This is a genomic window from Bosea sp. (in: a-proteobacteria), from assembly GCF_023953965.1.
Taxonomy (GTDB): Bacteria; Pseudomonadota; Alphaproteobacteria; order Rhizobiales; family Beijerinckiaceae; genus Allobosea.
The window spans coordinates 1,293,082-1,317,306 of record NZ_JAMLIX010000002.1; the positions used below are offsets into that span (position 1 = coordinate 1,293,082).

At 69.2% G+C, this 24,225-nt stretch carries 19 protein-coding genes; 9 read left to right on the top strand and 10 right to left on the bottom strand.

The annotated features are described in order from the left end of the window. Window positions 1-87: 87 nt before the first annotated feature. The 4 genes from tssC to M9917_RS21275 form a co-directional block, all read right to left on the bottom strand. A complete protein-coding gene (gene tssC, locus M9917_RS21260) occupies window positions 88-1,593 on the bottom strand; it encodes a type VI secretion system contractile sheath large subunit (RefSeq protein WP_297257004.1) in 1,506 nt (501 codons plus the stop codon). Window positions 1,594-1,713: 120 nt separating this feature from the next. Beyond that, window positions 1,714-2,244 carry a type VI secretion system contractile sheath small subunit gene (gene tssB / locus M9917_RS21265; RefSeq protein ID WP_297257005.1) on the bottom strand — a complete coding sequence of 177 codons (531 nt, stop codon included), beginning with the start codon at window positions 2,242-2,244 and terminating at the stop codon, window positions 1,714-1,716. A gap of 123 nt (window positions 2,245-2,367) precedes the next feature. Continuing rightward, window positions 2,368-3,786 (bottom strand): type VI secretion system protein TssA, encoded by a 1,419-nt coding sequence (locus M9917_RS21270; protein WP_297257006.1) that lies wholly within the window; start codon window positions 3,784-3,786, stop codon window positions 2,368-2,370. Between the two features lie 67 nt (window positions 3,787-3,853). Next, the gene (locus M9917_RS21275) at window positions 3,854-4,411 is read right to left on the bottom strand and encodes an OmpA family protein (RefSeq protein WP_297257007.1); all 558 of its coding nucleotides are present in this window, start codon (window positions 4,409-4,411) and stop codon (window positions 3,854-3,856) included. Window positions 4,412-4,530: 119 nt separating this feature from the next. Between M9917_RS21275 and M9917_RS21280 the strand changes: the two genes are divergently transcribed. From M9917_RS21280 to tagH, 3 genes are read left to right on the top strand one after another with little or no spacing between them, the layout of a single operon-like run. After that, a complete protein-coding gene (locus M9917_RS21280) occupies window positions 4,531-6,390 on the top strand; it encodes a type VI secretion system Vgr family protein (RefSeq protein WP_297257008.1) in 1,860 nt (619 codons plus the stop codon). Window positions 6,391-6,415: 25 nt separating this feature from the next. Next, window positions 6,416-6,964, top strand: coding sequence for a DUF6931 family protein (locus M9917_RS21285; RefSeq protein WP_297257009.1), 549 nt, complete (start codon window positions 6,416-6,418; stop codon window positions 6,962-6,964). A gap of 27 nt (window positions 6,965-6,991) precedes the next feature. Beyond that, a complete protein-coding gene (tagH, locus tag M9917_RS21290; protein ID WP_297257010.1) occupies window positions 6,992-8,377 on the top strand; it encodes a type VI secretion system-associated FHA domain protein TagH in 1,386 nt (461 codons plus the stop codon). A 120-nt stretch (window positions 8,378-8,497) separates the two neighbouring features. Here tagH and M9917_RS21295 read toward each other — a convergent pair whose 3' ends face one another. The 3 genes from M9917_RS21295 to M9917_RS21305 all read right to left on the bottom strand — a co-directional run bounded on the left by M9917_RS21295 (window position 8,498) and on the right by M9917_RS21305 (window position 10,263). Continuing rightward, a complete protein-coding gene (locus tag M9917_RS21295) occupies window positions 8,498-8,851 on the bottom strand; it encodes a RidA family protein (RefSeq protein ID WP_297257011.1) in 354 nt (117 codons plus the stop codon). Between the two features lie 59 nt (window positions 8,852-8,910). After that, window positions 8,911-9,693: a hypothetical protein gene (locus tag M9917_RS21300; RefSeq protein ID WP_297257012.1), complete on the bottom strand. Its 783-nt coding sequence runs from the start codon at window positions 9,691-9,693 to the stop codon at window positions 8,911-8,913. Between the two features lie 69 nt (window positions 9,694-9,762). After that, window positions 9,763-10,263: a PAAR domain-containing protein gene (locus tag M9917_RS21305; protein ID WP_297257013.1), complete on the bottom strand. Its 501-nt coding sequence runs from the start codon at window positions 10,261-10,263 to the stop codon at window positions 9,763-9,765. 174 nt (window positions 10,264-10,437) lie between these two features. On the opposite strand from M9917_RS21305, the gene tssK reads away from it, so the two are divergent. The 6 genes from tssK to M9917_RS21335 are packed head-to-tail and all read left to right on the top strand — an operon-like array spanning window position 10,438 to window position 20,482. Beyond that, window positions 10,438-11,775, top strand: a complete 1,338-nt coding sequence (gene tssK, locus M9917_RS21310; protein ID WP_297257014.1) for a type VI secretion system baseplate subunit TssK — start codon at window positions 10,438-10,440, stop codon at window positions 11,773-11,775. Further along, window positions 11,772-13,199 (top strand): type VI secretion system protein TssL, long form, encoded by a 1,428-nt coding sequence (tssL, locus tag M9917_RS21315; RefSeq protein WP_297257015.1) that lies wholly within the window; start codon window positions 11,772-11,774, stop codon window positions 13,197-13,199. Before tssK ends, tssL begins: the two co-directional genes overlap by 4 nt. An 11-nt stretch (window positions 13,200-13,210) precedes the next feature. Further along, the gene (tssM, locus tag M9917_RS21320; protein WP_297257016.1) at window positions 13,211-16,849 is read left to right on the top strand and encodes a type VI secretion system membrane subunit TssM; all 3,639 of its coding nucleotides are present in this window, start codon (window positions 13,211-13,213) and stop codon (window positions 16,847-16,849) included. 3 nt (window positions 16,850-16,852) lie between these two features. Then, on the top strand, window positions 16,853-17,560 hold the full coding sequence (gene tagF, locus M9917_RS21325; RefSeq protein WP_297257017.1) for a type VI secretion system-associated protein TagF: 708 nt from the start codon (window positions 16,853-16,855) through the stop codon (window positions 17,558-17,560). A 10-nt stretch (window positions 17,561-17,570) separates the two neighbouring features. After that, window positions 17,571-18,365 carry a PP2C family protein-serine/threonine phosphatase gene (locus M9917_RS21330; RefSeq protein WP_297257018.1) on the top strand — a complete coding sequence of 265 codons (795 nt, stop codon included), beginning with the start codon at window positions 17,571-17,573 and terminating at the stop codon, window positions 18,363-18,365. Next, window positions 18,362-20,482, top strand: coding sequence for a serine/threonine-protein kinase (locus tag M9917_RS21335; RefSeq protein ID WP_297257019.1), 2,121 nt, complete (start codon window positions 18,362-18,364; stop codon window positions 20,480-20,482). Before M9917_RS21330 ends, M9917_RS21335 begins: the two co-directional genes overlap by 4 nt. 11 nt (window positions 20,483-20,493) lie before the next feature. Here the strand turns inward: M9917_RS21335 and M9917_RS21340 are convergent, their stop codons facing one another. The 3 genes from M9917_RS21340 to M9917_RS21350 form a co-directional block, all read right to left on the bottom strand. Further along, on the bottom strand, window positions 20,494-20,772 hold the full coding sequence (locus M9917_RS21340) for a hypothetical protein (protein ID WP_297257020.1): 279 nt from the start codon (window positions 20,770-20,772) through the stop codon (window positions 20,494-20,496). Between the two features lie 56 nt (window positions 20,773-20,828). Then, window positions 20,829-22,595 (bottom strand): transglycosylase SLT domain-containing protein, encoded by a 1,767-nt coding sequence (locus M9917_RS21345; RefSeq protein WP_297257021.1) that lies wholly within the window; start codon window positions 22,593-22,595, stop codon window positions 20,829-20,831. 66 nt (window positions 22,596-22,661) lie between these two features. After that, window positions 22,662-24,215, bottom strand: a complete 1,554-nt coding sequence (locus M9917_RS21350; RefSeq protein WP_297257022.1) for a methyltransferase domain-containing protein — start codon at window positions 24,213-24,215, stop codon at window positions 22,662-22,664. Window positions 24,216-24,225: the final 10 nt, after the last annotated feature.

Below are 24,225 nucleotides of genomic sequence, written 5' to 3' on the forward strand. Positions count from 1 at the left end.
GACGCACTTTTCCTGTCGCGCCGCCCTCGACTGAGCCGGCGCGCCGAAGATCATCGTTGTCGCCGTCACCGGCCGATCAGGTGACGGTCACTGCTTGGGAGCTGGCAGTCGCGAGACCAGGCTCAGGCCGATATCCATGCCTTCGAGCTGGAAGTGCGGCCGCAGATAGAACTTGGCCGAGTAGTAGCCAGGGTTCTCCTCGTCCTCGAAGACGTCGATGCGCGCATCGGAGAGCGGGCGCCGCGCCTTCGTTTCTTCGCTGGAATTGACCGGATCGCCATCGACATAGTCGGTGATCCACTCCTGCAGCCAGCGGCGCAGCGGCTCCTTTTCCTTGTAGGAGCCGATCTTGTCGCGGACCATGCACTTCAGGTAGTGCGCGAAGCGCGAGACCGCGAACATGTAAGGCAGCCGCGAGGACAGGTTGTCCGAGGCCGTCGCCGCCACGCCGTCAGGCCCGAAGAAGGCTTTCGGCTTGTAGAGCGACTGGGCGCCGATGAAGGCGGCCTTGTCGGTGTTCTTGCGATGGATCAGCGGGATCAGGCCTGATTTCGCCAGCTCCGCCTCGCGCCGGTCGCTGATCGCGATCTCGGTCGGGCATTTCAGGTCGACGCCGCCATCGTCCGTCGGGAAGGTGTGGGTCGGCAGGTTCAGGACCTCGCCGCCCGACTGGACGCCGCGGATGCGCGTGCACCAGCCATATTCCTTGAAGGCGCGGTTGATGTTCACCGCCATGGCGTAGGCCGCGTTCATCCAGGCGTATTTCTCGCCCTTGTGCCCGTCGGTATCCTCCTCGAAGGCGAATTCCTCGACCGGCTCGGATTTGGCGCCGTAGGGCACCCGCGACAGCACCCGCGGCAGGCACAGGCCGACATAGCGGGAATCGGCCGCGTCGCGCAGGCCCTTCCAGGCCGCATAGTCGGGCGTGTCGAAGACCTTGCCGAGATCGCGCGGGTTCGACAGCTCCGTCCAGGCATCCATGCCCATCAGGGTCGGGTCGGCGCCGGCGAAGAAGGGGGCGTGCGCCGCCGCGGCCACCTTCGACAGGTCGCGCAGGAGCTGCACGTCGGTCGGGACATGGCTGAAATGATAGTCGCCGACCAGGCAGCCGAAGGGCTGGCCGCCGAGCTGGCCGAATTCCTGCTCGTAGACCTGCTTGAACAGCGGGCTCTGGTCCCAGCGCGCGCCGGGGAACGTCTTGAGGTTGCGATAGAGCTCGCTCTTCGAGACGTTCATCACCTTGATCTTGAGCTGCGCATCCGTCTCGGAGTTGAAGACGAGGTAGTTGAGGCCGCGCCAGGCGCTCTCGATCTTCTGGAACTCCGGCGCATGCAGCACCTCGTTCATCTGCTCGGTCAGCTTGGCGTCGAGCCTTGCGATCATCTCCTCGATCGTGTCGATGACGTCGCCCTTGATCAGGGTCTGGTCCGACAGCGCCTGGTTGACCAGGGTCGCGACCGCGTTCTCGACCTCGGTCGCCGCGCGTTCCGTCTTTGGCTTGAAACTCTGCTTCAGGATCGCCGAGAAATCGTCGATCTCGCGCGTTTCGACTGCCGCCCCGCCGGGCTGTTGGGTCTGTGCTTCCGCTGCCATTGCCGCCTCGCTCGCTTAACCGCCCTGCGGACCCGCAGCCCCGCCGCGCACGGCCGGGGTCGTTTCACCATCCGCGGCGGCGCCTCGGCGCTGCAGCGGGGGCGGGCCCGCGCCCTGCCCTCAGTTCGCCGCCTTGTCGTCTGGAGCCTCGCCCTTGCCGAGCTTGTCCTTCAGCGCCGCCATCAATTGGGGATCGGCGAGCAGCGCCTTGATCTGGTCGCTCGCCGCCATCTTGCCGTCCATGTAGCGCAGCAGGTTGGCGAGCTGCTCGCGCGCCTCCAGGAGCTTGGCCGTCGCCGGGATCTGGCGGGCGATGGCCGCGGGGGTGAAATCCTCGAATTTCGAGAACTTCAGCGCCACCGAGAGCTTCTCGCTCTCGTCCTCGCCCAGCTTGTTGGGCACGTTGAAGGTGACGGCCGGCTCGATCGCGGCCATGCGCTGGTCGAAATTGTCCATGTCGAAGTCGAGGAACTTGCGCTGCGAGATGTCGGGCTTCTCGATCGCCGAGGCGTTGCCCGACAGATCGGCCATCACGCCCATGACGAAGGGCAGCTCGACCTTCTGCTCCGCGTTGTAGGGATCCTCATAGGTGATGTGCACCCGAGGCGGCCTGTTGCGGCGGATGAACTTCTGTCCAGAATCTCCGGCCATGTCACGTGCCCCTCTTGCATCCGTGCCACGCTGACGCTGCGTGACATCCTATCCGATTTCTCCCGTCCTCAATATAGTCTCGCCATCGCGACGGGAGGTTCAAGTCGATGACGGAAAACGTCCCTAGCTGTCCGCCTCCGGCAGCGGCACGACATCTGGCAGGATGGTGCCGAGGAGCGACATGAAATCATGCTGCGCCAGTGCACAGGCCTTGTCCATCAGCAGCGGCGTCGGGTGCGAGGGCTCGGCCTGGCGGTAGAAGGCGGCGACCGCCTTCATCGCGCTGACCGCATCCGCGCGGCTCGCGATCACGATCGCGGGCGCCGACGCGGCCGCCTCCACGATGCTCTCGGCCTCGTCGCCCCCGTCGGAAGCCTCCGCGCCGTCGCCGGCGTCGTCATCGTAGCTCTCGTCCGCCTCGGCGTCGGCGTCGGCGTCGTATGCGCCGCCCGCCTCATAGCCGTCCGGCGCCGGCAGCCGCTCGAGCGGCAGCCTGAACCGGCGCAGGTCGCCGATCTCGAAGACCGCCTTGTCGACCTGGTCGGGGAACATGATCTGGATGACCTCGATCAACGACTTTCCGATCAGCTGCTGCGCCTGCCCGATCAGCAGGACCGCCGGGCTGGAAGGCTCGATCCTGCGAAAGTAGCCGAGGCAGGCGTCGAGCGTATCCTTCACATGAAGGATGCTCGAAACGCCGCCGGGGCCGAAGCTTGCGGTGTTTGCTGCCGACCCTTGCGCGTCGGCCGCCACCGGTTCCGGCCCCGCCGCCCGATGGCCCGGGACACGCCGCGCGACCGCGGCGTCGAGGAAGGCGGCGATCTGGTCCAGCAGCGCCGCCAGGCGCGGAAAGCCGATTGGATGATCGACACCGACCTTCTCGAGCCAGATCGTCCGCAGGCGCGTGAGCGCGTCGCGCGTCGCATTGACCTGACCGAGCACCGCGACGAGGTCGTCGGCATCGACCTCGCCCAGCGCCGCCTGGATCGACCCGGCATCGGGATGCTGCTCGCCCTCGACGAGGCGCGTCTCGCCGCTGGCGACGAGCTGGCTGCGGAACATGAACGGGCCGATCCGCCGGCTGACGAAGAGCGGCGCGTGCTGCAGCGGCAGCACCACCGTCGCCAGCTCGTCGAGCCCTTGCAGGGCGACCTCGCGCATCACGTAGTCGCCGTCCATCGCGCGCGGATGCATCGCCTCCCAATGGCTGCCGAGGAGGTCGGCCATGGCTGAGAGGCAGACCGAAAAGCCCGGCACGTCGCGGTTGAGGATCGTCAGCTTCGCCGCCAGCACGAACAGCCTCAAGTCGCGCGAGCGCTCGAGCAGCGCGCCGAGCTCGGCGAAGGCGGCGGGGAATTCGATGCTCGTCCGGTCGAAGGCGACCTGTCGCCCGTCGTCGTCACGGCGGAAATACGAAGCCGGCAGCGCGACCTCGAGCCGCGCCGTGGCGTTCATGAAGTCGAGATCGTCCTCGAGATCGGGCCCGCAGGGCTCCTCAGCCGAGACCGGCTTCGTCAGTTCGGCGAAATTCAGGCCCGCCATCGCTCTCCCCGCTCACAGGACCGGCAGCCTCGTCATGGACGCGGCCGCCGCCGTCGCCCCTCGTGCCTCACTCGCCGCGCAGGCGCGTCTCGACCCGGCGGTTGTCGCCCGACAGAGGATCGGCCGCGATCGGCTTGCTCTGCCCGTAGCCCTTGGCCACCAGCTTGGAGGCGTTGACCCCGTGCTGGCCGAGATAGCGGACGACGGCCTTCGCCCGGCGCTGCGACAGGTTGAGATTGTAGGCGGCGCTGCCGGCGGCGTCGGTATGCCCCTCGACCATGAAGGTCTGGCTGGAGAGCTGCGGGGTCTTGAGCGCCTTGGCGAACTCGTCGAGATTGAGCTTGGCCTCGGGCTCGAGCTCGTCGGAGTTGTACTTGAACTTCACCACGAGGTCGAAGGCGCTCGGCGGCTTGGAGGCCTCGACCACATGCCCGGCCTTGGCGCATTCGGCCTCGGTGCCGACGCACAGGCCCCGCGTGACGGCGGGCTTGGGCGCGGCCGACGGCCCGAAATGCTTGATGATGTCGTCGGCCTTGTAGGTCTGCGCCCCGGCCGCGCCCGCCATGGTGAGAACCAAAGCGCCGGTCAGAGCGACGAAGGCAGTGAAACCGGGCTGCTTGCGCATGGGAACCCTCCGGATGTGTTTCGCCGTCTGGCGGTTGAGGAATTAAGAGATGGAAGGATGACTCCGGAAATCTCCTACGTCAATATAAAAATAACAACGCGAATCGAAAGGTTCAGTTGATGCCGTCGCCTCTTGGACAAGAACGAAGAACCGCGTCCTTCTCGACACCTTCGGGAAAAGACGAATTCACATTGATCAAGTTCGAAGCCAGCGAAGCTTTGAGCGAATTATTCACCTATAATATTGAAGCAGCGAGCAATACGGAGAATGCCGACCTTCAAAGCATCATTAGCGAGAAATGCGCGATAAAATTTACGCTCAAGAACAAGAGTGAACGCATTCTGAACGGCACGCTGGTCGATGCACAATGGCTCGGCAAGCAGGACGATCTCTACATCTACCGTTTCACGCTCAAGCCGTGGCTCTGGCTGCTCTCGCAGCGGGCCGACTGCCGGATCTTCAAGAACAAGACCGCGCTCGACATCATCAAGGAGATCTTCGGCAAGGAAGGCTCGGCGAGCTTCGACGACCGCACCAGCGAAACGCTCCAGCCGATCGACTACTGCGTCCAGTATCGCGAGACCGACCTCGATTTCGTGCTGCGGCTGATGGAGCAGTACGGCATCTATTATTATTTCCAGCACAGCGAGGGCGATCACAAGCTCGTGCTCTGCGATTCCCGCTCCGCCCACGACCTGATCCAGGCGGCGGCCGAGCCGAGTTTCAAGGGCGACGCCTCGGCCTATGCCTTCGTGCCGCAGGGCAGCCGCATGCCGCGCAGCCAGGTGGAGCATCTGACGCAGTGGTCGACGATCCGGCGCCTGCGCACCGGCAAGTTCGAGCTCAAGGACTATGATTTCGAGAAATCGGAATCCGATCTCACCGCCCGCGCCGAGGAGGGCTTCCCCAAGGCGAAATCCTACGAGGCCTATGATTATCCGGCCGCCTACACCAAGCGCGACCAGGGCGAGCATTTCGCCCGCGTCATGGCGCAGGCCGAGCAGGCGCGGGACGACCGCCGCCATGCCGCGGGCGATGCCGCCAGCCTCTATCCCGGCGCGCTGATGAAGCTCTCCGACCACCCGACCGGCGCCGAGAACGGCGAATACCTCGTCGTCCGCGCGACCCATGCCTACGGCATCCAGAGCTATCGCTCATCGCAGCGGCGCGACGAGGCGCTCTATCACGGCTCCTACGAGCTCCAGAAGAGCGACCGGCGCTTCCGCGCGCCGCTCACGACGCCGCGCCCGACCGTCTACGGGCCTCACACCGCCAAGGTCGTCGGCGAGAAGAACAAGGGCGAGGAAGGCGACATCGACGTCGACGAATACGGCCGCATCTGGCTGCGCTTCCACTGGGACCGCGAGGACGGCTCGACCTCCTGCCGCACCCGCGTCGCGCAGATGTGGGCCGGCAAGGGCTGGGGCGGGCAGGTCATCCCCCGCATCGGCCAGGAGGTGATCGTCGAATATATCGAGGGCAATCCCGACCTGCCGCTCGTCGTCGGCGCCGTCGTCAACGACCAGCACAGGCCGCCCTACGATCTGCCGGCGAACAAGACGCAATCCGGCCTCAGATCGGAATCGACCGACCATGTCGGCTTTCCCGACACCTATAACGAGATCAAGTTCGAGGACCTCAAGGGCAGCGAGGTGCTCGAGATGCGCTCCGAGAAGGACCACAAGGTCACGGTCAACAACATCGAGACCCGCGAGATCGGCGAAATCTTCTCGGGCGGGGGCTATTCGCGCGAGACCACGCTGAAGAACGGCGACGACAAGCTCGACGTCCAGAGCGGCAAGCTCGACGTCGAGGCGCTGACGGAGATCAACCTCAAGGTCGGCGGCAGCACGATCAAGATGACGCCGGGCTCGATCGAGATCTCCTCGCCGACCATCAAGATCCACGGCCAGGCCCTGACCGAGGTCAGGAGCGACGCCATGCTCGTCATCCAGGGCGCGATGGTGAACATCAACTAGAACGGAAAGAACGGCCGGAGCCTCCATGTCACGCCTGCGCTTCAGCACCGCCCGCGAAGTGTTCGAGACCTATCCCGCGGCCCGTCAGGCCGTCACGATGGCGCCGACCACCGAGCCGCCGCTCGCCTTCCTCGCCCGCCTCGCCGCAGGGCCGGCGCCGATGGAGGCGGCCGGCTTCTGCGCCTTCCTCCTGCCCCGGCGCGAGACGGTGTGGTGGGCGCTTCAGGCGGTGCGCGCGATGCAGCCGCCCGGCACGCAGGACCCCGGCCTCGCCGCTGCGGAAGCCTGGGTGCGCGAGCCCGGCGACAAGACCCGCTTCGAGGCGCTGCGGCAGGCGCAGGCCGGCGACCGCGCGCGGCCCGGCACCTTCGTCGCCTGGGCGGCCGGCTATTCCGGCGGCAGCATGTCGGAGAGCCATCCCGTTCCCACACCGTCGGACCTGACCGCCAAGATGGCCCGCATCGCCGTGCTCAATGCGATCAATCGCCTGCCGGCGCGCGAACGCGAAGGCGCATTGCGCGCCTGCGTCGAAGCGTGCATTCGTTTGGCGCAAGACGATGCCGGCAAGCGCTGACGGGCCAACCGGAACGGAACCTCCGCGATGGCGCTGACACTGACGATCGAGAACGAGACCTCCCTGCCCGACGGCGGCCCGCTCAGCGTGACCGCGAGCGGCGGGCGCGGCCTCGACATCGGCCGCGACCAGCATCTCGACTGGGCGCTGCCCGACCCCACGCGCGCCGTCTCCGGCCGCCATTGCGAAATCCGCTTCCGCGACGGCGGCTGGTGGCTGCGCGACATCTCGACCAACGGCACCTATGTCAATGGCGCAGAGCACCGCGTGCAGTCGCCCTACCGCCTGCGCGACGGCGACCGGCTCGAGATCGGCCATTACCTGATCGCGGTTGCGATCGACGACGAGGCCGGCCAGGCGCCCGAGCCCGGCCCCGCCCCGCAGGCCTACGCGCCCCGGCCGGAAGCGCTGTGGGCCGAAAGCGAGGGCGCCGCCCCGCCGATCCCGCGCCGCGACCTGATGCCGCCGAGCCATGCCAGGCCGGTCCATGCCGGCTTCATCGACTGGGCGGCCGACATCCCGGCCCCCGCCGCCGCGCCGCCACCGCCGCGTGCGCCCGATTGGTCGCCCCCCGCGGCGCAGGGCGACGACTTCGCCTGGGCGCCGCTCCAGCCGCCGCCCGCCCCGCCGCAGGAGCCGGTCGTTCCGATCCCGACGCCGCGCCGCCCGCCGGCGAGCAGCCCGGCGGGCGCGAGCCCCTGGGACGAGCCTGCCGAGGATTCGGCTCTGCCGGAGGCGCCGGCCGAGCCCTTGCCCCCGCCCATGCCGGCTTTCGAGCCGCCCCCGGCCTTCCCGGCCGAGCCCGCCCCGCAGCCGGGCGCGGGCGCGCCGATCTCGCTGGGCGAATTCATGCAGCGCTTCGCCAAAGGCGCCGGCGTCTCGCCGCAGGCGCTGGCGACGCAGGACCCCGGCGCCTTCGCCGAACAGCTCGGCGGGCTGATGCGCCTGATCGCCGAGGAACTGAAGGGGCTGCTCGCCGCCCGCGCCGAGAGCAAGCGCATCGCCCGCAGCACCAACCAGACGATGATCCAGGCGCAGGACAACAACCCGCTGAAGTTCTCGCCGACGGTGGACGATGCGCTGCAGCTGATCTTCGGCCAGCCGCGCAGCGGCTATCTCGATGCCAGGCGCGCCTTCGACGAGAGCTTCCGCGATCTCAAGGCCCACCAGATCAAGACCTATTCGGCCATGCAGCACGCGCTGAAGATGCTGGTCGAGGACCTGGACCCGCAGGCGATCGCCGAGGCGACGGCGCAGGAGGGCGGCATCGGCGGGCTGATCGGCTCGCGCAAGGCGAAGATGTGGGAGACCTACACCGCCCGCTGGGACGCCAAGACCGCCCCTTACGAGAACGGCCTCGTCGACGCCTTCATGATCTATTTCGCCGAATGCTACGACCGCGGCGGCAAGTGACGGCTGTGCAGGGTCGTCATGCCCGGGCTCGGCCCGAGCATCTCAGGACGAGAAGGCGCCTCTTTCGGCACGAGATGCTCGGGGCTCGGAGCTTCGCTCCGCCCGAGAATGACGCACCGGTCACCGCTTCGCCGCGACCGCGGTGATCTCGATGCCGTAGCCGGGCGAGGCGAGCTTCGCCTCGACGGTGGCGCGGGCGGGCGCATGGCCCTTCGCCACCCATCTGTCCCAGACCGCGTTCATCTCGCCGATCTTGCCGATATCGGTGAGGAAGATCTGGACGCTGAGGATGCGCTCCTTGCCGCTGCCGGCTTCGGCAAGCGTCTCCTCCAGCAGCGCCAGCACTTCTTCGGTCTGCTCGGTCAGCGAACGGCCCGCGGTCTTCTCCGCGACATGGCCGGCGAGGAAGACGATGCCGTTGAAGATGGCGGCGTCGCACCAGCGGGCAGTGAGTCCGATACGGTCGATGGTCATGAGGCAAATCCTGTCGCGGGGGGATGGAGCCGCCCGCTTGGCCCGCCGGCGCCGGCCGGTCAAGCCTGCGGCAGCGTCAGGATATCCCCGATCGCACGCGGCCGGAGCTGGGGCGGCGCATCCTCCATCGCGGCCTTGTAGTAGCCGAGGATGCTGAGCTGCTCATAGGTCGCCCAGATCGAATCGTCGGCGAAGGCTTCCATCCTCTCGTCGATGTTCAGGATCATGCCGTATTCCGGGCCGACGCCGCTGACGATCGGCGGCGGCGCCGGCTTGCTGCGCTTCTGCGCCTCGGCCGCGGCGAAGGCGGCAAGCGCGCCGGAAACCCAGCCCTGCTCATAGGCCGCGACGATATCCGCCGCAGCCTCGCCGCGGCCCGTCAGCACCCGGCGGCAGGCATCGGCGAAGGCATCGCTCAGCCCGTTCGCCTCGGCGGCCGAATCGGCCTTGTTGAAGTCGGCCCGCAGCGGCTCGACATAGGCGAAGAGGTTTTCCAGCCGCCGCGCCGCCGGCCCCGACAGGAACAGCCAGGCAAAGGCGCCGTCGATCGAGATCTGCCCCGGCAGGAGATGCGCCGCCTGCTCGCCGTCGTCGGCCCGGAAGAACTGGCGCACAGCCGCCGTGCAGCTGACGTTCGGCACCGGCAGCAGCGGGCGCACGCGCCGGGCCGGATCGCGGATCAGCGCCATGAAGCACAAAGCCTCGGCGACGCGCCCGTTGCGGGCGGCGCCATGCTCGAGCGCCCGCCGCTGGTCCGAGGACAGGCGCTGCACCTGCTTGTGGCGGAAGCGCTCGCTCTTCGCCTCGCCCCGGTCCGGAACCGTCCGCCTGTGCCTCGACATCGCACCCCGCCAACGAGAAAAACGATTCCGCCTCAGCGGCTTCCACCACTTTCCTGAATCAATCCGGGATCATCCGCCGATGATCACCGTCGGCAGCCCCATCATGATCTTGTTGGGCGGCCCCAGCGCCTCGAGGATGGTATCGCCCACCCGGCAGGCCGGCAGGTTATTGATCATGACGGTCTGCGAGCCGTCGATCACCACGCCGGGTCCGTGCGGCTGCGGCGGCATCAGCGTCGCGCAGATATGGATATCGGCCCCGCCCGCCCCGCCCGTGATCGTCGAGCTCATCGCCGCGGCCGCCGTGGTCTTGGCTGTCTCCTCCGCCGTCACGGCAGCGGGGGCGCCCGGCGTCCCGGCCGCCGCCACCGTCGCCGCCGCGGCGGCATCGAGCGTCGCTTCGGACGCCGCCTTCGCCGCCTGGATCGCGGCGGCCGCCGCGGCCGAGACGCCGCGCCAGGCGGGCAGGCTGCCGATGAACACGTTCATGCTGCCCGGCCCGGGCATGAGCATGCCCGGCAGCGGATGCAGCACCGGATCCAGGATGCGCGCGGCCGGTCCCGTGGGCATGAAGGGCCTCCCCTGAACGGACTTCTCTTCCGAGCACTGCCGCGAAAATCGCCTGGCCGCATCCTTCAAGTCAATGATGGCGCCGCCCGTCCGGCGCGCTAGCATTCGTTTGGTGACGCTTGGGCAAAACCCGTTGTAAGCTCAGCCGCCTGCCGTCGAGTGAGCGAGACCGGAATGTCGTGGTACAGCAAGGTCGTCTGGTCGGAAGGGCTCTTCCTCAGGCCGCATCATTTTCAGCAGAACGACCGCTATCTCGAGAACCTGCTGGAAGCCCGTGTCCGGCACGTCACGCCCTATCCCTGGGGCTTCTCGGTCCTGGAGATCGACCGCGACCTCGCCCAGCAGAGCCGCATCGGCTTGCGCCGCGCCGTCGGCGTGATGCCGGACGGCACGCCCTTCGCGCTGCCCGACAACAGCCCGCTGCCGGCCGCGATCGAGGTGCCGGAGAACGCCGCCGGCCAGATCGTCTGGCTCTCGCTGCCGCTCGCCGCCGCCAACACCCGCGAGGTCGAGGACACGCTGAACGGCTCGGCCAGCCGCTATCTCCCCGCAACCGAGATGCTGATCGATTCCACCGCCTCGCTGCGCACCGAGGAAGAGATCGACGTCGCCCATCCGCGCCTGACGCTGGAGCTGCGCAAGACCGCCAAGGCCGGCTATGTCGGCCTCGCGCTCGGCCGCATCCTCGAGGTGCGCGACCGCGCAGTCCTCTTCGACGAGAAGTTCGCCCCGCCGGTGCTGGTCTGCTCAGCCTATCCCGTGATCGAGGGCTGGCTCGACCGCGTCATCGGCTGGATCGACAACAAGCTGGAGGAGCTCGCCCGCTACGCCGCCGACCCGACCGCCGGCGGAGGCTTGCAGAGCGCGGACTACTTCGTGCTCCAGCTCCTCAACCGCAACATCCCGGTGCTGAAGCACATGCGCCGCTCGCGCTTCGTCCATCCCGAGCGGCTGTTCTCGACCTTCGTCGCGCTCGCCGGGGAGCTCGCCACCTTCACCACGGCCGAGCGCCGCGCCCGCGACTATCCCGCCTACGATCATGACGACCTGGAGAACTGCTTCGCCCCCGTGGTGCGCGACATCCAGGACTTCCTCTCGGCCAATCTCGGCCGCCGGGCGATCCGGCTGGAGATCGTCGAGCGGGCGCAGAACGCCTTCATGTCGACGATCCGCGACCGCAGCCTCGTGCGCAACGCGACGCTGGTGCTGGAGGTCGCGGCACGCCGGCCGCTGACCGAGATCCAGGCGCAGTTCCCGCAGCTCTTCAAGGTCGGCCCCAACACCAAGATGAACGAGATCGTCCATGCCCATCTGCCGGGCATCGCTCTCGTCCACCTGCCGACGCCGCCGCCGCAGATCCGCGCGCTGACGGACCATGTCTATTTCTATCTCGACCGCACCTCGCCGCTCTGGCCGGAATTCTCGACGGCGAGTTCGATCGGCATGCATTTTTCCGGTGACTGGCCCGATCTCGAGCTCGAGCTCTGGGCCGTTCTGGAGGGCAGGCGATGAGCGATCCGGGTTCGCCCTCAGATCCGTTCGGCCGCTCCGAGCGGACGATCATCAGGCCGAACCCCGGCGGGCGCCGCGCGCCCCTGCCGCCCGCTCCCGCCGCGCCGAGCGCGCCGCAACCCTATCAGCCGCCGCAGGTGCCCTCGCCGGGCGTGCCCGGCACCGGCGACGAATGGATGTCTCAAGCCGCGCCGGTCCCGCAGCGGCAGGCCCCGCCGCCGCCAGCCGGCGGGCAGGCCCTGCCGCGCCGCGACCAGCTGCTCACGCCCAACGCCAATCCGCTGCTGCGCGCCGCCGGCCCCCTCCTCCTGCTGCTCGGGCGGATGCGCGCCAACCTCTCCAACGCGCCCTTCGCCCAGCTCCTCGGCCAGGTCGGCGATTCGATCGAGGCGTTCGAGCACGAGGTCCGCGCCGCCGGCGTCCCGGCCGAGACGGCGCAGACGGCGAAATACGTCATCTCAGCCACCGCCGACGACATCGTCCAGAACATCCCCGGCGACGACCGCCATGTCTGGACGCAGTACAGCATGCTCTCGCGCTTCTTCGGCGAGCGCATCGGCGGCGTGCGCTTCTTCGAGATGCTCGACAAGGCCAAGGCCGACCCGAGCGTCAATTACGACCTGCTGGAGCTGATGCATGCCTGCCTGGCGCTGGGCTTCCAGGGCATCCACCGCACCTCCTCGGGCGGCGCCGCCAATCTCCAGACGATCCAGCGCAACCTGTTCGAGACGCTGCGCCGGGTGAAGCAGCCCGATCCCGAATTGTCGCCGCGCTGGCGCGGGCAGGCGATCGCAGCCGCCATCGCCGGCTTCAAGGTGCCGGTCTGGTCGGTGGCGGCGATCGCGGCGGTCGCCCTGCTCGGCGTCTATTTCGTCTTCCGCGCGCTGCTTGCCGGCAATGCGGAGGCAGCCTCTACCGCCCTGCTCTCGGTCCATCCCAAGGGTGAGATCGGCATCATGCGCAAGGTCTTTTCGGCCCCGCCGCCGCCTCCCCCGCCACCGCCGCAGCCGCCGAAGGTCTGCGCCGCGGTGCAGCCGCCGATCGTTTGCCTGGTCACACCCAACGTCGTCATCGTGCGCCTCGTCGGCATCACCCTGTTCGAGCCGGGGCAGGCGGCGGTGCGCGCCGAGTTCCAGCCGCTGATCGAGCGCATCGCCGCCGTGCTTGAGCAGGAGGGCGGCGCGATCAAGGTCGTCGGCCACAGCGACAACGTGCCGATCCGCACCGCCCGCTTCCCGTCGAACCTCGTGCTCTCGCAGGCCCGCGCCAAGGCGGTCGGCGACGTGCTCAGGACCAAGCTCAGCAAGCCCGACAGGATCACGACCGAGGGCAAGGGCGCCGATGTCCCGATCGCGCCCAACACCACCGCCGACGGGCGCGCCCAGAACCGGCGCGTCGAGATCCTGATCCAGCGGCAGAACTAGGAGGCAGGAACATGAACCTCGCCACCTGGCTCAAGATCGCCGCGATCCTGATCGGCGCGCTCGCCCTGTCCGCGCTGATCTGGTTCGGCGGCCCCTTCGTCGCCTTCGGCGAGGTCCGCCCGTTCGAATCCTTCTGGGTCCGCCTGCCCATCGTCCTGCTGCTGATGCTCGGCGCGCTCGGCTGGATCGCCCTCATCGTCATCCGCCGCCGCAGGGCCACCGCCGCGTTGACCGAGGCGCTGGAGAAGGAGGAGACCACCGGCGACGGCGCGGCGCTGTCCAGCGCGATGAAGGACGCGCTCGCCACGCTGAAGAGCGCGCGCGGCAAGAGCGGCGATTATCTCTATGACCTGCCCTGGTACGTCATCATCGGCCCGCCCGGCGCCGGCAAGACCACGGCGCTGGTCAATTCCGGGCTCAAGTTCCCGCTGGCGCGCGGATCGACGCCCGCCGCCGTCGCCGGCTCCGGCGGGACGCGTTACTGCGACTGGTGGTTCGCCGAGGATGCGGTGCTGATCGACACCGCCGGCCGCTACACCACGCAGGATACCGACGCCAAGGCCGAGAAGGCGAGCTGGCTCTCCTTCCTCGACCTGCTCAAGACCAACCGCCCGCGCCAGCCGATCAACGGCGTCCTCGTCGCGATCAGCGTCGAGGACCTGCTGACCTCGAGCCCTGAGGAGATCGCCGCCCATGCCGATGCGATCCGCGCCCGCCTGCTCGAACTGCACGAGCGGCTGAAGGTCGACTTCCCCGTCTATGCGGTCTTCACCAAGGCCGACCTGATCGCCGGCTTCAACGAGTTCTTCGGCGCGCTGACCGAGCCGCAGCGGCGCATGGTCTGGGGCCACACCTTCCAGACCGCCGACAAGACCCGCAACATGATCGGCGACGTGCCGCCGGAATACGACGCGCTGATCGAGCGGCTGAACGAGCGCCTGCCCGATCGCCTCCAGGACGAGCACAACCCGACCTCGCGCGCCCAGATCTTCGGCTTCCCGAGCCAGATGGCGACGCTGAAGCGCTCCATCGTCGATTTCCTCACCCGCGTCTTCGAGCCGACGCGCTACCATGCCAACGCCACGCTGCGCGGCTTCTACTTCACCTCCGGCACCCAGGAAGGCACGCCGATCGACCAGCTGATCGGCGCGCTCTCGCGCAATTTCGGCTCCGACCATGCCGGCGCCGCCTCCTTCTCCGGCAAGGGCAAGAGCTATTTCCTGACCGAGCTGATCCAGAAGGTGGTGATCGGCGAATCCGGCTGGGTCTCGACCGATCTCGGCGCCGCCCGCCGCACCACCGCGCTCCGCGTCACGGGCTTCGCCGCGGTCGCGCTCGCGGCGCTCGCCGCGCTCGGCCTGTGGTGGACGAGCTTCTCGCGCAACAGCGACCTGATCACCGCGACCAATTACGGCCTCTCCGATTATCGCAGCGCCGCCGCGCCGGTCCTGCAGGAGACCACGATCTCAGACCGCAATTTCAGCCGCATCCTGCCGCTGCTGCACAAGCTCAGGAACATGCCGGCCGGCTACGCCACCAGGGCCGAACCGACGCCGATGCTCGCCGGCTTCGGCTTGAGCCAGCGCGATCGCCTGCAGAACGCCACCGAGATCACCTACCAGCAGGCGCTGGAGCGGATGCTGCGCCCGCGCATCATCTTCCGGCTGGAGGAGCAGCTCGAGCAGAACGCCAACAATCCCGGCTTCGTCTACGAGGCGCTCAAGGTCTACATGATGGTCGGCGGCCAGGCGAAGATGGACCGCGACCTCGTCACCTCCTGGATGCGGCTCGACTGGGCCGAGAACCTTTTCCCCGGCCCCGCCAACGCCAAGGGCCGCGAGGCGCTGGAGGAACATCTTTCCGCCATGCTCGACCTCGACGAGGGCGACAGCGAACCGATGGTCAAGCTCAACCAGTCGCTGATCGAGCAGAGCCAGCGCACCTTGCGCCGCCTCAGCATCGCCGAGCGCGCCTATGAGCTGCTGCGCACGCAGTCGCGCTCCGAGAGTCAGAAGGACTGGGTCGTCTCGCAGCGCGGCGGCTCGGATGTGCGCCTCGTCTTCGAGGGCGTGACGGGCGAGGACCTCGACCAGATCCGCGTGCCCTATTTCTATACCTATGACGGCTTCCAGAACGCCTTCATCGCCCGCCTCGGCGACATCGGCGACCAGATCGAGCGCGAGCGCTGGGTGCTCGGCGAGAATCTCGACCAGCAGGCGATCACGGCGCAATACGCCACGCTCTTCCCCGACCTGATGAAGCTCTACAGCCGCGACTTCGTCGGCACCTGGCAGAAGACGCTGAAGCGCCTGAAGCTGAGGCCGCTGAACGCCGACAAGCCGCGCTACGTCGCGCTGAGCGCGATCAGCGCCGCGACCTCCCCCTTCAAGCAGGTGCTGGAATCGCTGCGCGACGAGACGCAGCTCACCAGGGAGCGCCCCGACGCCAGGAAGGCGGCAACGCAGGCGGCGACCCAGGCCGTGGCGCAGGCCGCCGCCGACACCCTCGCCCGCCGCGCCAGCAACGCGCTCTCCCGGCTCGGCGCCAATCTCCCGCTGGCGGCGCCGGGCGTCGACCGCATCCTTTCCGGCGGCGGCACCGATGCCGTGCTCGGCGCCGATATCGAGGCGCAGTTCAAGCCTTTCCACGTCCTGGTCGACGGCGATCTCGGCCGCCGCCCGGTCGACCAGCTCCTCCAGACCTTCTCCGAGATCAACCAGAACCTCGCCACCGCTGCGACCAACCCGGCCCAGTCGGCGGCGGCCAACGCCGCGCTCGTGCCGCTGATCGCGACGCTGCGCGCCAATTCCTCGCGCTATCCCGCCCCCTTCGACGGCATGATCGTCCAGGCGGTCAACGATTTCGAGGGCGACGCCACGGGCGCGACGGTCGCGCTGCTCAGGCAGGCGCTGGCCGAGCAGGTGACGGGCGTCTGCAACGAGATCGTCACTAACCGCTACCCCTTCACCAAGGCGAGCGCGCGCGACGTGCCGCTCGCCGATTTCGCCCGGTTGTTCGCGCCCGGCCAGATCATGGACAAGTTCTACAAGGAGCGGCTGGAGCCCTTCGTCGACACCTCCAAGCCGCAATGGAGCTGGCGCGTCGACAGCCGCGTGGCGCGCGCGCTCTCGCCGACGACGCTGCGCGAGTTCCAGCGCGCCGGAGAGATCAAGGACGCCTTCTTCCCGACCGGCGGCAACCTGCCCTCCTTCCAGATGGTGGTGACGCCGACCGCGCTCTCGGCCGATGCCTCGAGCGCCAAGCTCGAGATCAACGGCTTCACCGTGACGAGCCAGCAGGGCGTCAACACGCCGAGCCCGGTGATGTGGCCGGGCGGCGGCGTCGGCAGGACGGCGGTGACGCTGACGCTGGGCGGCGGCAATGCGTCCGGCGGCATGTTCGGCGGCGGCTTCTTCTCCTCGGGCTCATCGGGCGGCGCGCAGGGCGAGGCCAAGCTCTTCGAGAAGGACGGCACCTGGTCCTTCTTCCGCCTACTCGATGCCGGCTCGGTCCTGAAGCAGGGCGACAATGTCGGCTTCACGCTCAATGCCGGGGGCCGGCAGGTCGGCTATTCCTTCGGCGTCGGCTCGCTAAAGAACCCGCTGATCCTGCCGGCGCTGCGGGAAATCCGCTGCCCTTCGGGAATCTGAGCCTTGGCCTGCGGCCTCTTCGGCAAGCTCCCCGCCAAGCGCGACTTCATCGCGCTGAACGCTCCCACGGGCTTCCTCGGGACTTACGAGAAATGGCTGCAGGGCGGGCTGACCGCGAGCCGGCTTGCGCTCGGCGAGAGCTGGCAGGGCGCCTATCTCAGCGCCCCGATCTGGCGCTTCTGGCTCGGCGGCGCCCATGGCGGGCAGACGGTCGCGGGTGCCTTCATGCCCTCCGTCGACGGCGTCGGCCGCTATTTCCCGCTGACCGTCTTCGCCGCCGCGGGGCCGGGAACGGCGATCCCGCCGCCGGAGCTCGATCCGCAGGACCGCTGGTTCGAGGCGATCGAGGATTTCCTGCTGCATGCGCTGGAGCCTGAAGCGAGCTACGAGGCGGTGGCGCAGCGCCTTGCAGCCCTGCCCGTCCCCAACGACCATCACCTCGCCGCGCCGCCGCGCGACATGGTGCGCCTCTCCGACGGCACCATCGTCAGCGCCGCGACGGCCGCGGGCTTCCCCGAGCGGCTGGCGGCGCTGCGCGTCGAGGACCATGCCCGCGCCTATGCCCATGCCTCGTATCTGTGGACGATCGGCGGCCCGAATTTCGAGCCGCTCGCGCTGACCGGCCAGGCCCTGCCCGACCCCTATCTCTTCGCCGGCCTGCTCACCGGCCGGTTCGACGGCCATCTCGCGCCCGCACGCGCCGGGTCATGAGGGCGATGCCATGAACGACGCCCCGAACCCGGGCCCAGGTTTCGAGACCGGCTGCATCAGCCACACCGGCAAGGTCCGCAAGGCCAACGAGGACAATTTTCTGCTGCGCCCCGAGATCGGGCTCTGGGCGGTGGCGGACGGCATGGGCGGGCACGAGAACGGCGCGCTCGCCAGCGCGACGGTGGTCGCGGCGCTGGAGGCGGTCGAGGCGGCGGGCTCCGCCCCGGACCTCCTCGCCATGCTGGAAGGCAGCGTGCTCAAGGCCAATGCGGAACTGCGCGCCGAGATCGACCGGCGCGGCGCGACCATGGGCGCGACGCTGGTCTGCCTCCTGATCCACCGGCGCCATTTCGCCTGCCTCTGGTCGGGCGACAGCCGCGTCTACCTGATCCGGGGCGGGCGCATCGTCCAGGTCTCGCGCGACCATACCGAGGTGCAGGACATGGTCGATCGCGGGCTGCTCACGCCCGAGGAGGCGAAACGCTCGCCGCGCCGCCACGTCATCACCCATGCGATCGGCGCCCATGAGACGCCGGAGCTCGACCTCGAGAACGGCGAGATCGCCGATGGCGACGCCTTCCTGCTCTGCTCGGACGGGCTGACCGAGCATGTCGTCGAGAGCGAGATCCTGGCGGCGGTCGAGGCCGGCGGCGCCCAGGCCGCCTGCGACGCCCTGCTCGCGCTGACGCTGGAACGCGGCGCGCGCGACAACGTCACCGTCGTCGTGGTGCGCTATCGACAGGGGGCGAGCGAAAGGACACGCTGGATGCCGAACCGGCCCGAGCGAGGGAGCAGCACGCCATGAGCGACGACCCGGAGCGCACCGTCTTCGCCCCGCGCGGCAACGCCCGCATCGGCACGACGCTGAACGGCATCTACGAGATCGAGAGCCTGATCGCGGTCGGCGGCATGGGCGAGGTCTACAAGGGCCGCGCGATCCAGACGGGCGATGCCGTGGCGATCAAGATGATCCGCCCCGACATGGCCCGCGACGAGGCGGCGCTCGCCCTGTTCCGGCGCGAGGCCGCGGCGCTCCACAACCTCTATAACGAGGCGATCGTCCGCTACTACGTCTTCACCATCGATCCGGTCAGCGAGGCGCCCTATCTCGCGATGGAGTTCGTCGACGGCCAGCCCTTGTCCGAACGCATCGCGCAGCGCCCGCTGACGGTCGAGGAGGCGAACATCCTGCGCCAGCGCGTGGGGCCGGGCCTGCACGCCGCCCACCGGCTCGGCATCATCCACCGCGACATCTCGCCCGACAACATCATCCTGCCGGGCGGCGACCCCGCCCGCGCCAAGATCATCGATTTCGGCATCGCCCGCTCCAGCATCCTCGGCGAGGGCACGGTGATCGGCTCCGGCTTCGCCGGGAAATACAACTATGTCTCGCCCGAGCAGCTCGGCCTCTATGGCGGCGAGGTCAGCGGCCGCTCGGACATGTATTCCTTCGCGCTCGTGCTGGCGCAGGCGCTGACCGGCCGCGCCATCGACATGGGCGGCTCCCAGGCCGACATCCTCGACAAGCGCCGCCGCCTGCCCGATCTCTCCGGCGTCGACGCCGCCTTGCGCCCGCTGATCGCGCGGATGCTCGCCCCCGATCCGAACGACCGCCCCGCCGACATGACCGAGGTCGCGACCTGGGAGCCGCCCGCGCCGGGCCGGAAGGCCACCGGCAAGGCAGCCCCGAAGAAATCCGGGCGCTCTCCCCTGCCGCTCGTCGCCGGCATCGCCGCGCTCGCCCTGATCGCGGGCGGGGGCTTCTATGCCTGGACGACCCTCAGTGGGAGCCAGGCCCCGCAAAGCGCGACCAGCGAGCCGCCGCCGCTCGCCGAACAGCCCACCACGGCGCCCGTCACGGAGGCGAAGGCCCCGCCGGTCCTGGCCGAAACGCCGGCGGCGGCACCCCCGCCTCAGCTCACCGAGGCCCCGGCGCAAGCCTCCGCTCCGGCGGCACCGGCCCCGCCCGTCGAGACGGCGCCCGTCACGCCCGTGACCCCGCTCCCGGCACAGACCCCCATTGCGCTGCCGCCCGTCGCGCCACCGCAAACCGCGCAGCCACAGACGCCGCCGCAACCCCAGCCAAAGCCTCAGCAGCAATCCCAGCCTACGGCCGCCGCCTCGGGGCCGCAGGTCGCGATCAATGTCGAGCCGCCGGCGCAGCAACCGTCCGCCGCGCCGCCCCCGGCCATCGAGACGAAGCCGGAGCCGCCCCCTGTCGCGGTCGCGCCCCAGCCGCCCCCGAGCCAGCTCCCCGCGCCGACGCCGCAGCCCGCCGTCGTCGCCCCGGAGCCCGAGCCGCGCACGCCCGCCGAGCGGATCGAGCGCTATGTCCGCGACTATGACGGCGGCCCCTGCTTCTTCCTCTGGCCGCTCGAGATCGGCGACCGCAAGGCGACGCTGGAGGGCTTCGGCAGCACGTCTGCGCCCTTCGTCGCCTTCGACACAGCCTTCAAGGCCGCACATGGCTTCGAGGCGCAGATCCAGTTGCGGCCGATGACCGAGGCGCAATGCCCGATGGTCGAGTTCCTGCGCCGGCCCGGCATCGGCATCGACCGCAGCCCGCGCATCCAGATCGGCGCCTTCAACATGAAGAGCGGCGAGATCCTGAACGGCACGGTCGAGGCGACCGGCGGCAGGAACCTCGACATCGTGCTGATCGGCGACGACGGCCTGGTCTACAACCTCGCAAGCTTCATGAAGCGCGAGGGCGACAAGGTGACCTTCAACCTCAAGCTCGAATCGACCGGCGGCGCCGCCCGCCCGCAGACCGTGCTGGCGCTGGTCACGCAGGAGCCGCTGCCGGCGCTGTCGGGACCCAACCCCGCCCCGGCGAGCGAGTTCTTCGCCAATCTCAAGCTCGACCTCGCCCGCCAGACCGGCAAGCTCGGCTTAGGCATCAAGTATTTCCGGATCGAGTAGACGCGCGCCCCTCAATCCTCCCGGTAGAGCACGCCCCATTCGTCCTGCCAGACGCCGGCCTTGTCCTCGACCACGATCGGCGCCCTGATCTCGTTGGCGAGGCGGATCGCGGTGCGGAAGGCGTCCTTTGCCTGAAGCTCGTCGCTGACGAAATCGTTGACCAGATGGCCGGCGGCGAGATCGGCCGGGCAGAGCACGCGCCCGAAGGCTTCTCCGCCGCGCTCGCTGAGGCTGAGCGTGATCGCGTCCGCCTGCGGTTCGTCGACCTGCTCGAAACGGTTGGCCGGCATGGGCTTTCTCCTTTCGGTGCTCCCCTGGAGCGGATGCCCGCGCGCGGGCGACATCGTCATTTCTTCGGTTGCGGCCGGGCGATGCCGGGGCCCTGGCCGGGCCTGACCACGCTGTAGCGGTCGAGCCTCACCTTGATCATGTCGTTGAACTTCTTGTGGACCTCGGAGACCGAGAGCACCTTGGTCTCGCCGCCGGCATCGGCATAGAAGATCGGGCGGTTGGCCTGGGCGGGCTTGGGCAGAAGCTCGGCCGCCTTCACGCCGGGCTGCTCCTCCATGGTCTCGATGAAGGTCTGCGCCGCATCGGGGCCGAGGAAGTGGATCAGGTAGATCTCGCCGCCGGTGAGATGGCGCCCCAGCGCCCGCTCCAGCCTCAGCGTGTCGCGCTTGAGCATCTCCGCCGCCAGCAGCGCCGAGATATAGGGCTCGCGCCGCATGTCGAGGATGCGCTGGCGCTGGGCGGCGTCGCCGACCACGAACTGCCGGCCGGACTTGCCGATCAGCTTCGCCTCGGCGGCCAGCCCATGCTTCGTCCCGAACTCGTAGATCACGCCGAGCCAGGTCTGCTCGATGAACTGGTAGAGCCCGGTCGCCGAGGAGGTCTGCGCCTTCACCGCCGTCGAGAACGAGGATTCCTTGTCGGCCACCGCCATCAGGAGCGTCGGATCGGCCCCGACGACCTTGCTCGCCCGCACGATCGTATCGACCAGGTGGCGGCGAATCTTGATCGGCCCGAAGGTCAGGACCTGGTCGGGATCGCCGCTGGAGATCATCGGCGGCGGCTGCGGCGCGCCGCTCGGCGAGACCGGCCCGGCCGGCGGCCCGCTCTGCATCTTCGGCGGCACCAGGAGGATGTTGGACGGCAGTTGAAGCTGGTTGACCGGCACCTGCTGGCTCGGCGCCTCCTCCTGCGGCTTGATCGCGGCGAGCGAAGGATCGTTGTCGAGCGCGAACTGGGCCGCCTGCCGCGCCCCCTCCAGATCCTGCTCGACCGAGGACAGGATCAGCGAGGGCCGGGCCGGCGCCGCCTTCAGCGCCGGCGCCTCGACCTCCGCGACCTCGATCCCGCGCACCGGCTCCGGCCTGTCCTGCTGCTGGAGCCGGGCATAGGCGAGGCCGAGCACCGCCGCCGTCACGCAGGCGACACCGGCCGCCACGAGCGCGATCGCCCGGCCTGCGGAGGAAGCCTTCTTCGGCCGCTTCTCGGGCGCCTCGGCCGCATCCGGAGCTTCCGTGGCAGGCTTTCGCGAGGCCGCCTGCGGTGACGCCGCCGGAACGGGCGCCGCGGCGACCGGCCGCGTGGGCGCGGCGGGAGGAGATGGCGCCGCCCTGTTCGCAGCCACGGGAGCAGGCGGCGGGGCGCGGAGCGGCACGGGAACGGGATCGGCCGCCGGCACAGGAGCGGCTTCCGATTTCCCCGTCACGAGCCTCCTGAGCCCTTCGAGCCAGCCGGCATCGCCCTTGCCGGCGAGCGCCGTCAATTCGTCGACGAGGCGCTGCGCCGTCAGTTGCGGCACATGCGCCTCGCGGGTGATGACGCCGACCGCCCCCTTGCCCGGCTGCTCCGTGAGCGTCTTCAGCGCGTAGAACCACAGCTGCAGCGGCGTGCGCCGGCTTTCCAGCGGCGTCCCGGCGGCGGGATGGATCATGTAGTTGCAATGCTCGCAGGCGAAGCCGCGCAGCTTCGGGCGCGGCTCGAACGCGGCCTGCCGGCCGCAGGCGGGGCAGGTCAGGCTCGTTCCGCCATGGCGCAGGCGCATCAGCGCGGCGAGGCAAGCCTCCTCCGGAAACAGCGCCTGGAATTGCCGGAAGCGCTCGCTCATTCCGCTGGCCCGCGCTCCATCGTTTCCTGCCGCAAGGTTACGCCTCCCACGGGCGCCCGACAATCGTCACGCCCGCAGCAGCCCGAGGCGCGCGACGTCCTTCAGATGCATCGCCACCTCCTCCGCCGTCGCCCGCTCCGGCAGGCCAGGCACGGCGATGCCGGAGCCCTTCGTCTCCTCGATGAAGGCGTTCATCGCGTCGAGCAGCATGCGCTGGTCGCGCGAGCCGTCGAGCAGGCTGACGAATTTGCGCACGACGACGCCGTCGAGCTGCACGGTCCGGTGGCGCAGGTCCGTGACCTCGGCCGAGGTCGAGGCTTGCCAGCGCGCGATCTCGCTGGCGGCGGGCCGCTCGCTGATCGCCGTCGTCAGCGGCGGCGCCTCGAGCCTGATGTCGATGAGTCCGGCCTTGAAGATCGCGGTCAGGGCCTCGTCGAGCCGCGCGATCTCATGGTCACGGTCCGGCCCTAGCTCGCCTTCGGCGTCGCGGCAGGCGCGCTCGACCAGTTCCTCCCAGGCGATGTTCGACGGCCAGCTCGCGCCGAGGATGGCGAGCGCCGCCTTGCACAGCGGCAGGTCGACGGCGAGCTGCACGCCCTCGTCGAAGCTGAAGCGCGCGACGCCGGGCTTGTCGTCGTCCCTGGCCGGCGCCGGGCGCACATGGGCGGCAAGCTGATAGGGCCGAAGCGCGCCCGGCCGGACGCCGTGCCTGAGCGGGATATCGGCCCGGCAGAGCAGCGTCTCGCGAAAAGCCCGGCCGATCAGCAGGTCGAGCGTCTGCTCGCGCCGCGCCATCTCCGCAAGCGGCATCCGGTCGAGCATCTGCTGGGCCGGTCCCTTGGCGGCGCCGTAGAGATTGGGGAACGACGCCTCGGCCAGGAATTGCAGCCCGTTCCTCTCGGCGACCGCGAGCACCTCGTGCAGCGCGAAAGCGCGCGCGCCGGGGTTGAGGTCGTCGTGATAGAGGACGTTGTCCGGCAGCTCGTCGATCTGCTTCAGCCTCTGCCGCAGCGCCGCGCCGTGGAAGGTATCGGGATCGCTCGCCTCGGCGATCTCCTTGAGCGTGGCCCTCGCGACCCTCACCCGCTCGCGCGGCTCGGCGATGTCCTTGACCGCGAACAGCATGACGTCGCGGGCGATGTCGCGCAGCCGGCAGCCGGGCAGCGCGTTGTAGCTGACATAGGCGACGCCCTGGGGCGCCAGCAATTCCCCGAAGAGCGCGATGATCCGCTCGCGCACGGCATCGGGCACCCAGGAATAGACGCCATGGACGATGATGTAGTCGAAGCTGCCGGTCTCGGCCGTCACGGTCAGGATGTCGCGCTGCGCGAAGGCGAGATTGGCGAGGCCGAGCTCGGCGGCATTGGCGCTCGCCTGCCGGATCGAATCGCCGCTGAGGTCGATGCCGAGGAAGCGGCTTTCCGGATGCTGCGCCGCCATCGGGATCAGGTTGCCGCCGCGCCCGCAGCCGAGCTCGAGCACGCGCATCGCCGCCGGCCGCGCCGGGTCCATGCCGTGGAAATGGGCGATGGTCGCCAGCCGCGACGGATGGGTCTGCGCGAAGGAGTGGCCCGGATAGGCCACGGCATCGTAGGGATTGATGGCTGGATTAATCGTCATGGCCGCCCGG

Excerpts from the sequence above, each read along its gene's own strand:
- M9917_RS21280 (WP_297257008.1), top strand. The coding sequence starts at position 4,531 with ATGCCGTCGCCTCTTGGACAAGAACGAAGAACCGCGTCCTTCTCGACA.
- M9917_RS21300 (WP_297257012.1), bottom strand. The coding sequence starts at position 9,693 with ATGTCGAGGCACAGGCGGACGGTTCCGGACCGGGGCGAGGCGAAGAGC.
- M9917_RS21270 (WP_297257006.1), bottom strand. The coding sequence starts at position 3,786 with ATGGCGGGCCTGAATTTCGCCGAACTGACGAAGCCGGTCTCGGCTGAG.
- tssK (WP_297257014.1), top strand. The coding sequence starts at position 10,438 with ATGTCGTGGTACAGCAAGGTCGTCTGGTCGGAAGGGCTCTTCCTCAGG.
- M9917_RS21340 (WP_297257020.1), bottom strand. The coding sequence starts at position 20,772 with ATGCCGGCCAACCGTTTCGAGCAGGTCGACGAACCGCAGGCGGACGCG.
- tssM (WP_297257016.1), top strand. The coding sequence starts at position 13,211 with ATGAACCTCGCCACCTGGCTCAAGATCGCCGCGATCCTGATCGGCGCG.
- M9917_RS21295 (WP_297257011.1), bottom strand. The coding sequence starts at position 8,851 with ATGACCATCGACCGTATCGGACTCACTGCCCGCTGGTGCGACGCCGCC.
- tssB (WP_297257005.1), bottom strand. The coding sequence starts at position 2,244 with ATGGCCGGAGATTCTGGACAGAAGTTCATCCGCCGCAACAGGCCGCCT.
- M9917_RS21330 (WP_297257018.1), top strand. The coding sequence starts at position 17,571 with ATGAACGACGCCCCGAACCCGGGCCCAGGTTTCGAGACCGGCTGCATC.
- M9917_RS21335 (WP_297257019.1), top strand. The coding sequence starts at position 18,362 with ATGAGCGACGACCCGGAGCGCACCGTCTTCGCCCCGCGCGGCAACGCC.
- M9917_RS21275 (WP_297257007.1), bottom strand. The coding sequence starts at position 4,411 with ATGCGCAAGCAGCCCGGTTTCACTGCCTTCGTCGCTCTGACCGGCGCT.
- M9917_RS21305 (WP_297257013.1), bottom strand. The coding sequence starts at position 10,263 with ATGCCCACGGGACCGGCCGCGCGCATCCTGGATCCGGTGCTGCATCCG.
- M9917_RS21350 (WP_297257022.1), bottom strand. The coding sequence starts at position 24,215 with ATGACGATTAATCCAGCCATCAATCCCTACGATGCCGTGGCCTATCCG.
- M9917_RS21285 (WP_297257009.1), top strand. The coding sequence starts at position 6,416 with ATGTCACGCCTGCGCTTCAGCACCGCCCGCGAAGTGTTCGAGACCTAT.
- M9917_RS21345 (WP_297257021.1), bottom strand. The coding sequence starts at position 22,595 with ATGAGCGAGCGCTTCCGGCAATTCCAGGCGCTGTTTCCGGAGGAGGCT.
- tssC (WP_297257004.1), bottom strand. The coding sequence starts at position 1,593 with ATGGCAGCGGAAGCACAGACCCAACAGCCCGGCGGGGCGGCAGTCGAA.
- tagH (WP_297257010.1), top strand. The coding sequence starts at position 6,992 with ATGGCGCTGACACTGACGATCGAGAACGAGACCTCCCTGCCCGACGGC.
- tssL (WP_297257015.1), top strand. The coding sequence starts at position 11,772 with ATGAGCGATCCGGGTTCGCCCTCAGATCCGTTCGGCCGCTCCGAGCGG.